This window comes from Vibrio clamense (genome assembly GCF_050337905.1).
GTDB lineage: Bacteria > Pseudomonadota > Gammaproteobacteria > Enterobacterales > Vibrionaceae > Vibrio > Vibrio cortegadensis.
Window position 1 is genome coordinate 281,174 of the sequence record NZ_JAKJTJ010000020.1, and the last position, 14,939, is coordinate 296,112.

12 protein-coding genes are annotated in these 14,939 nt (G+C 44.3%); 4 read left to right on the forward strand and 8 right to left on the reverse strand.

The features are described 5' to 3' along the window. Positions 1–36 precede the first annotated feature (36 nt). Complete coding sequence (gene purL / locus L4C39_RS06425; RefSeq protein WP_429745050.1) at positions 37–3,996, reverse strand: phosphoribosylformylglycinamidine synthase; 3,960 nt, start codon at positions 3,994–3,996, stop codon at positions 37–39. 341 nt (positions 3,997–4,337) lie between these two features. On the opposite strand from purL, the gene mltF reads away from it, so the two are divergent. Continuing rightward, the gene (mltF, locus tag L4C39_RS06430) at positions 4,338–5,927 is read left to right on the forward strand and encodes a membrane-bound lytic murein transglycosylase MltF (RefSeq protein WP_429745052.1); all 1,590 of its coding nucleotides are present in this window, start codon (positions 4,338–4,340) and stop codon (positions 5,925–5,927) included. A 253-nt stretch (positions 5,928–6,180) separates the two neighbouring features. Next, entirely contained in the window at positions 6,181–6,315 is a 135-nt protein-coding gene (locus L4C39_RS06435; RefSeq protein ID WP_017054026.1) for a hypothetical protein, read from the forward strand. A gap of 115 nt (positions 6,316–6,430) precedes the next feature. On the opposite strand, the gene tadA is transcribed toward L4C39_RS06435, so the two are convergent. Next, complete coding sequence (gene tadA / locus L4C39_RS06440; RefSeq protein WP_017054027.1) at positions 6,431–6,982, reverse strand: tRNA adenosine(34) deaminase TadA; 552 nt, start codon at positions 6,980–6,982, stop codon at positions 6,431–6,433. Between the two features lie 29 nt (positions 6,983–7,011). Beyond that, positions 7,012–7,878, reverse strand: coding sequence for a LysR family transcriptional regulator (locus L4C39_RS06445; protein ID WP_017054028.1), 867 nt, complete (start codon positions 7,876–7,878; stop codon positions 7,012–7,014). A gap of 168 nt (positions 7,879–8,046) precedes the next feature. Here L4C39_RS06445 and L4C39_RS06450 point away from each other — a divergent pair, with 168 nt between their 5' ends. Then, on the forward strand, positions 8,047–9,195 hold the full coding sequence (locus L4C39_RS06450; protein WP_017054029.1) for an S-(hydroxymethyl)glutathione dehydrogenase/class III alcohol dehydrogenase: 1,149 nt from the start codon (positions 8,047–8,049) through the stop codon (positions 9,193–9,195). Positions 9,196–9,347: 152 nt separating this feature from the next. Beyond that, a complete protein-coding gene (fghA, locus tag L4C39_RS06455) occupies positions 9,348–10,193 on the forward strand; it encodes an S-formylglutathione hydrolase (RefSeq protein ID WP_171755973.1) in 846 nt (281 codons plus the stop codon). A gap of 88 nt (positions 10,194–10,281) precedes the next feature. On the opposite strand, the gene L4C39_RS06460 is transcribed toward fghA, so the two are convergent. The 5 genes from L4C39_RS06460 to L4C39_RS06480 form a co-directional block, all read right to left on the reverse strand. Then, a complete protein-coding gene (locus L4C39_RS06460) occupies positions 10,282–11,856 on the reverse strand; it encodes an AbgT family transporter (protein ID WP_113799088.1) in 1,575 nt (524 codons plus the stop codon). 280 nt (positions 11,857–12,136) lie between these two features. Beyond that, positions 12,137–12,550, reverse strand: coding sequence for a type IV pilus modification PilV family protein (locus L4C39_RS06465; protein WP_429745056.1), 414 nt, complete (start codon positions 12,548–12,550; stop codon positions 12,137–12,139). Then, complete coding sequence (locus L4C39_RS06470) at positions 12,540–13,820, reverse strand: hypothetical protein (RefSeq protein ID WP_429745058.1); 1,281 nt, start codon at positions 13,818–13,820, stop codon at positions 12,540–12,542. The genes L4C39_RS06465 and L4C39_RS06470 overlap by 11 nt, the downstream gene beginning before the upstream one ends. Continuing rightward, entirely contained in the window at positions 13,817–14,419 is a 603-nt protein-coding gene (locus tag L4C39_RS06475) for a hypothetical protein (protein ID WP_017054034.1), read from the reverse strand. Before L4C39_RS06475 ends, L4C39_RS06470 begins: the two co-directional genes overlap by 4 nt. Then, a complete protein-coding gene (locus tag L4C39_RS06480) occupies positions 14,397–14,897 on the reverse strand; it encodes a GspH/FimT family pseudopilin (protein ID WP_429745060.1) in 501 nt (166 codons plus the stop codon). Before L4C39_RS06480 ends, L4C39_RS06475 begins: the two co-directional genes overlap by 23 nt. Positions 14,898–14,939: the final 42 nt, after the last annotated feature.

Sequence of the window (14,939 nt, forward strand, 5' to 3'; positions counted from 1 at the left end):
TGTTCAGCGGCTTTTATTTATTCACCTGTTCTTCTATTAACCCACGTTCTTACGTGCGTTTTGGAACATACGCATCCACGCGCCATTCTCGCCCCAACCTTCTGGAGACCAAGAATTTGCAACCGTACGGAATACACGCTCTGGGTGAGGCATCATGATAGTCACGCGGCCGTCTGTAGTCGTTAAACCAGTGATAGCGTTTGGCGAACCATTCGGGTTATTCGGGTATTGCTGCGTTGGGTTACCGTTGTTATCAACGTAACGTAGAGCAACCGTACCTGAGTTTTCAATCGCGTTTAGGTGGTCGTTGTCACGCACTTCTACGCGGCCTTCACCGTGAGAAACAGCAATTGGCATACGAGAACCTTCCATGCCGTTGAAGAATACAGAATCAGACTTCTGAACTTCAACGAGGCTGAAACGAGCTTCAAAACGCTCAGATTCGTTACGAACGAAACGTGGCCAGTACTCAGCTCCAGGGATAAGTTCACGCAGGTTAGACAACATCTGACAACCATTACACACACCTAGAGAGAAAGTATCTTCCCGCTTGAAGAAGTTTTCAAATTGGTCACGTGTAGAGTCGTTGAACAGAACCGATTTAGCCCAACCTTCACCAGCGCCCAGTACATCACCGTAAGAGAAGCCACCACAAGCCACAAGGCCGTTGTACTCTTCTAGTACCGCTTGACCCGTTAGGATGTCGCTCATGTGAATATCAGTCGCTTCAAAACCTGCACGGTCGAATGCTGCTGCCATTTCAACGTGAGAGTTAACACCCTGCTCACGTAGAATCGCCATCTTAGGCTTAGCGCCCGTGTTGATGTAAGGAGCAGCAATGTCTTCGTTTACATCAAAGCTTAAGCTAACGTTTAGACCAGGGTCTGAGTTGTCTTTCTTCGTTTCATGTTCTTGATCTGCACAGATTGGGTTATCACGTAGACCTTGCATCTTGTGCGTGGTTTCAGCCCAGATAGTACGTAGTTCAGTACGGTTACGTTGGATTACAACGTCTGCGCCTGACTTAATCACTACTTCGTCTGATGCTTCCCCTTCCTCAACAACGCTACCAATTACGTGTGAACACGCTTCTAGGCCATTGGCTGCAAGCGTAGAAAGGACTGCGTCTAGGTCGTCGTTACGAACTTGGATTACCGCACCTAGCTCTTCGTTGAAGAGTGCTGCTAGTGTGTCTTCGCTGTTCTCTGATGCAGCTAAAAGCGCTTCAATGTTTGCGTTAACACCACAGTGACCTGCGAACGCCATTTCAGCTAGCGTTACGAATAGACCGCCATCGCCTTTATCGTGGTAAGCCACAATTTGATCGTTAGCCACAAGCGCTTGAACGCCTTCGTAGAAACCTTTTAGTTGCGCAGCGTTGTCTACGTCTGCTGGCTTGTCACCAAGTTGCTTGTAAACTTGCGCAAGTGCTGTCGCACCTAGACGGTTTTTGCCGTTACCTAGGTCGATAAGAACTAGTGAAGTGTTGCCTAGTCCTTCAAGGTTATCAGAGGTACGAAGTTGAGGCGTAATCGTCTTACGAACATCTTCAACACGAGCAAACGCAGTAATAACAAGGGACAGCGGAGATGTGACTTCTTTCTGCTCGCCGTTCTCTTCCCACTTAGTCTTCATCGACATTGAGTCTTTACCTACTGGGATAGTAAGACCCAGTGCCGGACATAGCTCTTCACCGACGGCTTTAACCGCTTCGTAAAGACCCGCATCTTCACCAGGGTGACCGGCTGGAGACATCCAGTTAGCCGACAGTTTAATGTGTTTGATATCGCCGATGTTCGTCGCTGCAATGTTAGTGATTGCTTCACCAACCGCTAGACGAGCCGATGCACCGAAGTCTAGTAGTGCCACTGGCGTACGTTCACCAAGAGACATTGCCTCACCGTGGTAAGAGTCGTAACTTGCTGCAGTTACTGCGCAGTTAGCAACTGGAACCTGCCATGGGCCAACCATTTGGTCACGAGCAACAAGGCCTGTTACCGAGCGGTCACCGATAGTGATAAGGAATGTTTTCTCTGCCACTGTTGGTAGGCGAAGAACACGGTCAACCGCTTCGTTTAGTTCGATACCAGAACGGTCAATCGCAGGATTGTTTGCTTTTAGCGTCTTCGCATCACGGTGCATCTTAGGTGTTTTACCTAATAAGATGTCCATTGGCATGTCGATTGGCGTGTTGTCGAAATGAGAATCTTCTAATTTAAGATCACGCTCTTCAGTTGCTTTACCAACCACTGCATATGGCGCGCGTTCACGCTTACAAATCGCGTCGAATGTTGCCATGTCTTTATCAGCAACGGCCATTACGTAACGTTCTTGAGATTCGTTACACCAGATTTCAAGTGGGCTCATACCCGGCTCATCGTTTGGCACGTCACGTAGGTTGAAGATACCGCCACGCTCACCATCGTCTACTAATTCAGGAAGAGCATTAGAGATACCGCCCGCGCCCACATCATGGATGAATGCGATTGGGTTCGCATCACCAAGCTGCCAACAACGGTCGATAACTTCCTGACAACGACGTTCCATCTCTGGGTTTTCACGTTGTACAGAAGCAAAATCTAGGTCCTCAGAAGAAGAACCCGAATCCATTGAAGATGCCGCACCGCCGCCAAGGCCGATGTTCATCGCAGGACCGCCAAGAACGATTAGGCTTGCACCTACTGGGATCTCTTTCTTCTGAACATGATCATCACGAATGTTGCCTAGACCACCAGCAAGCATGATTGGTTTATGGTACCCACGCACTTCTTCACCTGCGTGAGAGTTTACTTTCTCTTCGTAAGTACGGAAGTAACCTAGTAGGTTTGGACGACCAAATTCGTTGTTGAATGCTGCGCCACCAAGAGGGCCTTCAAGCATGATATCCAGAGCAGTAACGATACGGCTCGGCTTACCAAAGTCAGTTTCCCAAGGTTGAACGAAGTTCGGGATCTTAAGGTTAGATACAGAGAAAGCAACCAGACCCGCTTTTGGCTTACCACCAATACCTGTCGCGCCTTCATCGCGGATTTCACCGCCTGAACCTGTTGATGCGCCCGGCCATGGAGAGATCGCCGTTGGGTGGTTGTGCGTTTCAACTTTCATCAAGATGTGTGTTTTCTCTTGGTGATAGTTGTACTGACGAGTTTCTGGATCTGGGAAGAAACGACCGACTTCAGAACCTGTCATTACCGCTGCGTTATCTTTATAAGCAGACAGAACGTGTTCTGGTGTCGTTTCAAAGGTGTTCTTAATCATCTTGAACAATGATTTTTCTTGCTTAACGCCATCGATAGTCCAATCAGCGTTAAAAATCTTGTGACGACAGTGCTCTGAGTTCGCTTGTGCAAACATCATTAGCTCGATGTCAGTCGGGTTACGACCTAGCTTTTCAGTGAAGCTTTCAAGAAGGTAATCAATTTCATCTTCTGCAAGCGCAAGACCTAAGGTAACGTTTGCTTGTTCAAGCGCTTTACGTCCGCCAGTTAATAGGTCAACTTCCGCATAAGGAGCAGGCTCAGCAACAGTGAACAGCGCCGCCGCTGATTCGAAGTCAGTGAAAACCACTTCCATCATACGATCGTGCAGAATTGCTTTCAGCTCAACAAGTTGAAGCTCAGAAAGTTCAGCTGAGGTTTCAATGTAGAAAGCGGTACCGCGCTCTAGACGTGACACTTTAACCAGTCCACAGTTGTGTGCGATATCAGTTGATTTTGAAGACCAAGGCGAGATAGTGCCTGGGCGTGGCGTGGCAAGCAGCAGTAAACCTTCAGGTTGATGCTCTTCGCCATTGCCTTTACAAGAAAGCGTTGGACCGTAAGTCAGTAGCTTTTCTAGCTTCTCAACTTCAGACTCATCTAGGTCTGCCGTTAGATCAGCAAAGTGGGCAAACTCAGCGTAAATACCTGTTACAGGTAAGCTTAATTCACGACAAAGCTCTAAAAGCTTGTTAACACGAAACTCAGATAGAGCTGGGGAGCCACGCAAAATTCTCATGTGCTTACGTCTCTTATGCAGTTGATTAAGGTAGTATTGGAATAAATTCAGTGGGTTATAGGAACAACCTAACTGTTTTCTTCGAAGCTATTCCCGAAGGTTGCCAAACCTATGCCGATTCCACCTCTTCAATGCGAGCGCATTATAAAGCATTTCTTTTTGTGAAGTAACACAAAAAGCAACCGTTTGCGTTATTTTTTACGTCATCGCCTTTTTTATCTCGTATTGATGCTTTATTCCTCAGTTTGACACTTATTACTTAATCCGGCATGAATCAAACTATCCCTAATCGCGCCCCTTTGATATAAAGGCATAAGTTAAAGTACGAGAACGAAAATTTAATGCCAAAGTTAATAATTAGCTTACCAATGCGCTTGCTCTCTCTAATACTGATCACTGTCGGAATTGCAGGCTGCCAAATAGACTCAGACCCTAAAAGTGAATTAGAAAAGATTCGCGAGCGTGGGGTTTTACGCGTTGGAACTCTCAACAATCAATTGTCTTACTACATTGGCCCCGATGGCCCTACCGGACTTGATTACGAACTTGCTCGCGTATTTGCCGATCAATTAGGTGTACAGCTAGAGATGAAGCCGGCTTACCGAATTTCAAACCTATTCCCTGCATTAAAAAGTGGTGAGATAGATATGATTGCCGCAGGTTTAAGTCAATCACCTGAACGTTTAAGTCAATTTAGAGCAGGCCCTGCATACTATTATGTTAGCCAACAGATGGTATACAAAAAAGGTCAATGGCGACCAAGAAATCTCAAACAGTTAGTCAATAAACAGGTAAAACTTAAACAACAAATACTAGAAGATGGCGACACTACGTCTCCTGAATCAACGCCTTCATTAGTGATTGTTAAAGATTCACACTTTGTACAAACCTTAGCTGACATTAAAGCTAAACAACCAGATCTTGAGTATACCGTTGACACCAATGCCGATGTAAATGATCTACTTAAACAAGTGTCTGAAGGTAGCATTCCATTCACTATGGCTGATTCAGTTGAGCTTTCATTATCGCAACGATTGTATCCCGATCTTGCACTTGCCTTTGAGTTAACTGAAGACCAACCGATCTCTTGGTATATGCGCCGCTCAGATGATGAAAGCCTTTATGCTCTTTTAATCGAGTTTTTCGGCAATTTAAAACAGTCTGGTGAACTGGCGAGTTTGGAAGAGAAATACCTTGGCCATATAGGTTCATTTGACTACGTAGACACTCGCGCCTTTATTCGTGCCTTAGATGCCAAACTTCCAAAATGGTCGCCTCTGTTTCAGCAATATTCACTTGAATTTGATTGGCGATTAATTGCGGCACTCTCGTATCAAGAATCTCACTGGAACCCGAAAGCTAAGTCACCAACAGGTGTACGCGGCATGATGATGCTAACCCTGCCAACAGCGAAAAGTGTCGGTGTGACAAATCGACTTGATCCTGAAGAATCGGTACGTGGCGGCGTTGAATACCTCCGTAGAATTGTAGACCGAGTGCCCGACTCTATCGCCGATCATGAGAAAATTTGGTTCGCTCTTGCTTCCTATAATGTCGGTTATGGGCATATGATGGACGCTCGAAGGTTAACGAAAAGACAAGGTGGTGACCCTAATGCTTGGGCGGATGTAAAAGATAGTTTGCCGCTATTAAGGCAGCAAAAATACTTCAGCACAACTCGATACGGATATGCGCGTGGTGATGAAGCGAGAAACTATGTCGAAAATATTCGCCGATATTACCAAAGTATTATTGGTCACATCGACAAACAACAGATCATCGATCAAGAAAATAACATCGATGATCTTGTCGTCATTCCCGGCCCTGTAGTACAGGAAACAGATAGGCTTGACGCGGAGAGTTCTGCGGCTATCTCGACGCTCGACTCAGCAGATGAAGAGTCACCAGAAACCGCTACCACAGAGAAATAGGCAAGCTAAGCAACATCACTTCAGCGTGCAAAAACTGGATGTTTATTGCACGCTGAAACTCCCCTTTTGCAACTCATACATAGAAATGTGAGTCACATCACTAGGCAAGCTTCATATAACGGTAACAATTTGCTTCTATAACATAGTGGCAAAACGATATATTGAGATATCAAAGTCCCCTAAACCAAAACATTAGGGATATATTAACGTCAGGCTTAAATTTTTAAGCCCACCATTAGGTAGGAGGCCGTCAATGCTAGCAAAAAGAAAGCTATCTCAGCGCCTTAATAAAACCGTATCAGCGAATCGCCGTAAACGCATGATGTCGAATAATAAAAAGAAAATCATCTGGCGGAACCGAGCATTTGTACAACTGCTCGTAGAATAATATTTAATTAATAAAAAATTCAATCAACTATTCATCCTCAAACAACTATCAACAAAGAATCATATCTATCGCAAACATCGACTCAGGGAGATGTTTGCAAATATCCATCAAGTCATCATTGACCATCTAATGCTTTTTTTGCCTTCCTTTGCTCTTTAATCTCTTTTCTGCGTCTTTTAAAGAAAGCTTGTAATTGCTCACGGCACTGATCTTCTAATAGCCCCGACTCTATTTCCGCGTAATGATACGAAGCCTGACTTTCGAATAAATTTAATACGGTTCCTGCCGCACCTGATTTAAGATCGGGCGCACCAAATACAACCCGCTTAACTCGGCTATGCAATAACGCTCCAGCACACATTGGACAAGGTTCTAATGTGACGTACAACGTCGTATCGAGTAGGCGATAGTTTTCTAATTTCTTTCCCGCTTGGCGTAATGTCTGAACTTCAGCATGCGCGGTCGCATCATGGCAACCAATCGAACGATTCCATCCTTCAGATATAATGACGCCATCTTTCACTAACACAGCCCCAACAGGTACTTCCCCTTCCCCCTCGGCTACTGAGGCGAGCTCAATGGCCCGACGCATAAACTTCTCATCTTGATCAGTAAAATGATTCGGTGATTCAGGTTGGGAGGGATGGTCTTGGTTCAAAGTCGCCACTATAGAGTCTCAATTCATATTTTTGGTTATTATAAAGCATCTGCTAAAAAATCGACGAGTAATCGCACTTTCGATGATAGGTTTTTATTTTGCGGATAAAGAGCCCAAATCCCTTCTCTATCATCTCGATAATCGGAGAGTACCTCTACAAGCTCACCGCTATCCATATATTCTTGTACATAATAATCGGGCAGTTGAATCATACCTAAATGCTGTAGTGCCGCATCAAGCAGCGCAATCCCACTATTACATTTTAGTCGGCTATGCACTCGAATGGCTCTCGACTGGTTTTTCTCTTTAAAGCGCCAATGCGGAAATGAACCCACTAAACATTGATGCCGAGACAATTCTGAAAGAGTATGAGGTTCTCCAAATTGAGCAAGATAACTTGGCGTAGCGCACACATAAAGCTGACGATCAGATAAGCGTTTTGCTATCAAGCTCGAATCTTCCAAACGTCCTAAACGAATCGCAACATCAACTCCTTGCTCGATCAAATCGAGTTTCTGGTTCGTTAAGATGAGATCTAACTCTAGCTGAGGGTGTTGAGCTAAAAACTGATGGAGCAACGGAGCTAATTGTCTCTCGCCATAAGTCACAGGGGCTGTCACCTTAATCAAGCCTTTCGGTGTTGATTGCATCTGGGTTACCGCTAATTCAGCAAGCTCCAACCCTTCGACAAGTTGTTTACATTGCTGATAATAAAGCTGCCCCGCTTCGGTTAAGGAGACGCGTCGAGTGGTTCGATTAAGTAACTTTACCGCTATCCTCTCTTCTAAAGCTGAAACTCTTCGGCTGATCTGGGCAACCGATGTAGACAATTTTTTTGCTGCGCCAGTAAAGCTTTCAACTTCCGCAACGGCGACAAATTCACTCACCCCTTCCCAATTCGCCATGTTACCCCCCACTTATTATTACAAATACGTAAAAATCATTTTCATTTTAACTGGATTATCATCATATGAGAAATATATATACTGGCCACAACAAAACGAGAAGCGGAACATTCAAAGCTTTACTACGCTTTAGTCGACCGCAACATAACTAGATAAAAGGAACATCCAATGGCGCTTGAAATTAAACCAGGTCAAACATCAATTAAATCTAAAGCTATGGTCGCTTGGGCTGCTGGCGAACCACTAAAAATGGAAGAAGTCGATGTACAACTTCCTAAAGCTGGTGAAGTTTTAGTTCGTATCGTTGCTACTGGTGTTTGTCACACTGATGCATTCACACTATCAGGTGACGATCCAGAAGGTATCTTCCCTTCAATTCTTGGTCACGAAGGTGGCGGTATCGTTGAGATGATCGGCGAAGGCGTGACAAGTGTTGAGATTGGCGACCACGTTATCCCACTTTACACTGCTGAATGTGGCGAATGTAAGTTCTGTAAATCTGGTAAAACTAACCTATGCCAAGCTGTTCGTGAAACGCAAGGTAAAGGCCTAATGCCAGACGGTACAAGCCGCTTTTCTATCAATGGCGAAACAATTTTCCATTACATGGGTTGCTCTACTTTCTCTGAGTACACAGTACTTCCAGAAATCTCTCTAGCGAAAGTAAGCAAAGAAGCACCACTTGAAGAAGTTTGTCTTCTAGGTTGTGGTGTAACTACGGGTATGGGCGCTGTATTGAACACAGCTAAAGTTGAAAAAGGCGACAACGTTGCTGTATTCGGCCTAGGCGGTATCGGTCTTTCTGCAATCATTGGTGCTCGCATGGCTGGTGCTAACCGCATCATCGGTGTTGATATCAACGAGAGCAAATTCGAGCTAGCAAAACAGCTTGGCGCGACTGACTGCATCAACCCAACTAAATTCGACAAACCAATCCAAGACGTTATCGTTGAAATGACAGATGGTGGTGTTGAGTACTCTTTCGAGTGTATCGGTAACGTAAACGTGATGCGTCAAGCACTTGAGTGCTGCCACAAAGGTTGGGGCGAATCAGTAATCATTGGTGTTGCGGGTGCAGGTCAAGAGATCGCAACTCGTCCATTCCAACTCGTGACTGGTCGTGTATGGCGTGGTTCTGCTTTTGGTGGTGTTAAAGGCCGCTCAGAACTTCCAGAAATCGTTAACCGTTACATGGCGGGTGAATTTGGTCTTCAAGAGTTCATCACTCACACTATGGGTCTGCAAGACGTAAATGAAGCATTCGACCTAATGCACAAAGGTGAGTCTATCCGTACTGTTCTGCATATGGATAAGTAATCCACCTTGGCCTCGATACTTAGGTGCCGGGGCCAAAGCTATGAATGAAAAGCAACAAACTGTCTTCACCACCTCCTGCCCGGAGGGTGGTGAAACTTAGATGATATAGACATGTTATTCCCCAAAACCATCAACCTAACGGAGCACAATAGATGACAATCGAAAACATTAGCCAAGCCAAGGTTGCTGGTGGTTGGCATAAACAATATACCCATACATCTGAAGCTCTAAGCTGCACAATGCGCTTTGCTATTTTTCTTCCACCAAATGCAAGCAAAGAAAACCCCGTCCCTGTTTTATATTGGCTATCTGGATTAACTTGTACCGATGAGAATTTCATGCAAAAAGCAGGAGCATTTAAAGCAGCGGCAGAGCTTGGTATTGCGATTGTAGCACCCGATACAAGCCCACGAGGAGAAAGCGTTCCTGATGATCCTGAAGGCGCTTACGATTTTGGTTTAGGGGCAGGCTTTTACCTTAATGCGACTCAAGCACCATGGGATGAGCATTATCACATGTATGATTATGTAAACAGTGAGTTGCCAGCATTAATTGAAGCGAACTTCCCGGTATCATCGGTAAAATCCATCTCTGGCCATAGTATGGGTGGACATGGCGCTCTGACGATTGCGCTTAATAATCCAGAATCATACCGTTCTATTTCAGCTTTTAGCCCGATATCTAACCCAACAAAAGCGCCTTGGGGACAAAAAGCCTTCAGTCACTATTTAGGCTCAGATGCGACAACTTGGAAAAAGTATGATGCGGTTGAGCTACTTAAAAGCCAGCGTTCTCCTGTTCCTATCTTGGTCGATCAAGGGGAAGCGGATGGATTTCTTATCGAGCAACTAATGCCTGAGCGTTTATCAGCAGCAGCGCAAAAGCATGGCTCTGAGTTAGAGCTAAGAATGCAGCCAGGGTACGATCACAGCTATTACTTTATTTCTAGCTTCATTGATGATCACCTGCGATTCCATGCCGTTCACTTAAACGCTTAAAACTTTTCGACAAGTAAGAATTAAAAAAGCCCGCTATTTTATGACAGCGGGCTTTTTATTTTCAGATCAATTGACTGATTAGCTTCACTTACATTGTATAAGTGTATGGCGCTTGGATGCCTAGAGGAATACCTAACGCCCAGTAAGCCAGTAGGAAAATAGTCCAGCCAATCAGCATTGCAATAGAGAATGGCATCATCAATGATGCTAATGTACCGATACCCGTTGTCTTAACATAGCGTTGGCAGTAAACCACCACGAGCGGGAAGAATACCATTAGAGGTGAGATAATGTTCGATACTGAATCACCTACACGATATGCCGCTTGTGATAACTCAGGAGAAATACCTACGCCCATCAGCATTGGCACCAAGACAGGACCAATAAGAGCCCACTTAGCGGATGCCGAACCAATCAGCAAGTTAACAAAAGCAGTCAGCAAAATCATACCGATGACCGTCATTTGGCCCGGAAGATCTAATGCTTTAAGGAAGTCAGCACCGTACATCGCCAGGATAGTACCAATGTTCGATTGACTGAATGCAACCAAGAATTGAGCACAGAAGAACGACATAACCATGTACGCCCCCATTGTCCCCATCGTTTCAGACATCGCTTTAATCACATCATTACTGTTCTTAAAAGTGCCCGAAACACGTCCGTAAACGATCCCTGGAATAATAAACAGAATAAAAATCAGTGGCACAATCGATTTCATGATTGGTGCAGAGAACGAGGTGATTTCGCCATCAGGAGAGCGCAGAGCTGAATCTTCTGGGTAGATAAGTGCAATGAGTAACGCAATACCAGCAACCATTGCCCAACCTGCAAATTTAAATGCTTTCGATTCAATCGCAGTAAATGAGCCTAGATCTGGTGCTTCTTCTGCATCATCATCAACTGGAGTATTCGCTAAACGTGGTTCAATGATTTTTTCTGTCACATACCAACCGATAAGCACGATTAAAATTGATGAAAGACCTGTAAAGTAAATGTTTGCCAATGGGTTAACAATATATGACGTGTCCAGAACTTGTGCAGCGGTTTGAGTAAAACCAGCCAACAGAGGATCGATACCCGATGGAATAAAGTTCGCAGAAAATCCGCCAGATACACCAGCAAAAGCAGCAGCAATACCCGCGAGTGGATGACGACCCGCAGCGTGGAAAATAATACCACCTAAAGGGATAACCAGAACATAACCCGCATCTGCCGCCGTGTGCGAAACTATCGCAACAAGAATCAGCATTGGAGTCAGTAATTTCGCGGGCGTAAAGTTCAGCATTTTCTTAAGGCCGGTTTGAATAAAGCCTGAAGAGTCAGCAACACCCACACCGAGCATCGCAACCAATACGATACCGAGTGGTGCAAAGCCAGTGAAATTTTTCACCATGGTGGCTAAAAAGTTTGCGAGAGAATCACCCGTTAGTAGATTTTTAACTTGAACCGCATCCTTCGTTACTGGATGAATCAAATCAAATTGTACTTGTGATAATAGTGCTGAAAGCCCCCAAACAATAAGTAGACCCCAGAAGAAAAGCAGTGCTGGATCTGGGATCTTATTCCCGACCCTTTCGATCGTATTTAAAAAACGATCCATACCACTTGCTTTCTGTGGTGCTGAAGGCTGTGGCGCTGAAGATTGTGCGGCTTGGTTACTCATCGTAACTCCATTTATGCGGTTGTGTATATTCGACCTAATATTGTAATAATCACGGTCGTTGATATTTTTTATTCTAAATAAACACAACTTGAAAAGCATAAGATCCTGGTTGTTTGTCATAATTGGAGACATATTTTGCAAAAATAGCAACATAGCACAACATAATAAACACAATACCCACCAACACTCATACACATGAAATTAACCGATATGTAATAACCTGACATTTAATGAACAATCACCGAAAATAAGGGCTCTTGAATACCATTCACGACATCTATTAATCAAATTCACTATATTTGGATATCATGGTGGTTAGCTTAACCGACTCACTATCACCAAACCGATTTTGCCACTGTGCTTCTATTTCTATCGTTTTTAATGCTCCAGACAGCGAAATTGCAGGCACAGACCAGCTGAGAGTATAAAAAGGGTGTGAAGCATCCATCCCTGTTACCAAATCAGAATCAAAATTTGCAGGTGTAATGGTAGACAACGCATCTGACGCCCCACGAGTTCGAAACCACTCTAGTTTTTCTTCTGCTAAATAAAGCGCTTCAACACTGTGAGTTGCAAAATCGGCCTTCTGTTCGACATAAGCTTGGAGTTTAACCAAACCCAAAGCACCAATCCCAATCAATGAGAATGAAATTAACACTTCTATAAGACTGAAACCTTGCTGTTTAGAAGTCATGCCAAGATCCTCTTTGCCAAACCACAGTTGATGGCTCATCGAAAGGGTTATAGCTATTGGTAAAGTCTAAATTCAGTGATCCTTTAATGGTTGATAGCCCATTTGGAGTGTCGAGGAAAATTCCACCTTTTGGAAAGAATGAACCCGTATCAATATAGATAGAATTGGCTTCAATCAGTGAAATATCAAAACCAGGAGGTAAGGTAAGTGAAGCCCAGTGCGCTGGTAGAAGGTCGAGAGCGGTACCCGAAGTGTCAGGATCATCAAACATAGACATATTGACCATATGATAAAATGAGCCATCAAAAACATTCGCTCCGTACGTAACAAAAACACCATTTTCAACCACCAATGAGCGAGGTGTGATCACGCCTGCCCCATCCACCACAGATAAATTAGGCGAAATTACGCAGTCTCCATACACCCATACTTTCTCTTTTCCATTATCAAATGCACTCTTCACTAAAGTGGCACAATTTCCGCCAGAGGTGAGGTCGATATGGAAATAGTCCGCTTTGATTGATGCCAAATTCGCTGGCGTTTTTTTCATGCCAAAGTAGTTATAGAAGGTATCAATATCGGCATCATGTTTGAAATCAGACATAAAAGCCCCAAGTGGCACTGAACCTGCTTGAGTGATTAAGGCGTTACTAGAAAGAGAGGTATAGTCGTTACACTCAGTAAAGTCTGCTGGAGTATCAATCGGAAGTGTTGTTTGTAAAGTATTTCCATTGGCAATAAATTCTACCGTGTCTTTAAACCTCATCGCTGTGCAGTCAAACGCCCCATTGCTCAATACTTCATCATTAACCTCAGGTGCAATCTCAACACTGGCATCTGCGATAATTTTAATGCTTGATTCGGTTTGAATCGCACCTTTACCTTTATCACTTTTGAAGCGCAGAGTTTTGGTAATGTGTGAACCACTAGTACTCAATACCTTTGCGGACAACTGGTAACTTTTACCGACAATAACCGGTGTAGACACAATCTGATGTAAGTTCAAAGGTGACGAGCATTGGGTAGAAAAATAACCAACAGAGGCAGCGGCTGTTAGCTGTGTCATATCTCTATCTTGATATACCTTAGTAAAAGCGCACTCTAATCCCCCTTCAGCTTGCCAATGCTGCTGTCTTGCAACAACTTCATTTTGCGCCCGTTTGATCTGGTAAAAAACAGAACGGTAACTGCCTAGTGTGAGTATCAATGCACAAAGCAGCAATACACTAGTAATTAGCAGCGTGATCGCACCATGTTGATGTTTCATCATTGCCAATTCCTCTGCTGAACTTCAACGCTGGATGAATAGCTGACCAGTGGATCTCCCACTAATTCTGCAGACATAGCGATCGAGGTAAGCCCCGAGGCACTCTTTTGCCCCGCAATGACATCACTCTTCACACTGAAGTCAGTGACTTTAATCTGATTTGGCTCAAAAATTGAAGAGCAGCCTGTTACTGCCGATGATACGGTTTTCACAATCGTCGATGGGCTATCGCACACTTTGATCATTCCGGACTGAAAAACAAACGCCACATTGCGAATTTTTGTCTGATGTTGATAAGCATAAGCGGCGGTTTTAAAGTCAGGCGATATGTGCAGTATATTGGCAGCACCTGATAGCATTAATGAGTGCCCACCTCCACCGTCATAACCCGCCCTCTGAATATCTTGCTTGAAGTACTGTAATGCGCCAGAAACTTGCTGCAACAGGAGTAACTCTTTACTCCTCTCAGTCGCCACTCTCTGCCCAGATAGAAATACCGACCCAATGATGGAAATGGCTATTACTCCCAGAAGAGAAGCGATCATAAATTCAATCAACGTCGCACCTAATTGAGATGAATTAACTGCATGCTTGATAGCCATAATACTCACCTCCGACTCCGCATATTCTCATTCTTCCAGATACTTGGTAAGTGGTTAGTTTGAGCGTTTTTGTTCCTATAGATAGAGTGACATTGCCGTTCTTCGCTTTCCCATGAATACCACTAAACTTAACCTGTTTAGATCCATAGCTCACCGAAAAAACCACCTTACGATAAGCTTCTCCAGACAACATTAGAATCGCAGGGCCTACATTGGGAGCCACGTTTTCTGATAGCTTAATCTTCCAATCTCCCGTGCTGTTGGTTGTGCCAGACATAATGAAGTGTGCCCATAAATCCTTATTTCGCATCACCGCTTCTGATTTTGCTTGCAGCATAAAACCATTTAACTCACTGGCGAGCCTTTGCATTTTCACGGTTTGAGTGACAGAACTAAAACTTGGAGCCGCACTCATCAACAATATCGACATCACCGATACAGAGATAAGCAGCTCTAATAACGTAAACCCGCGAGGCATTTCCCAAATTCCTATGTAATGAACAATACACTGTAATTAAGA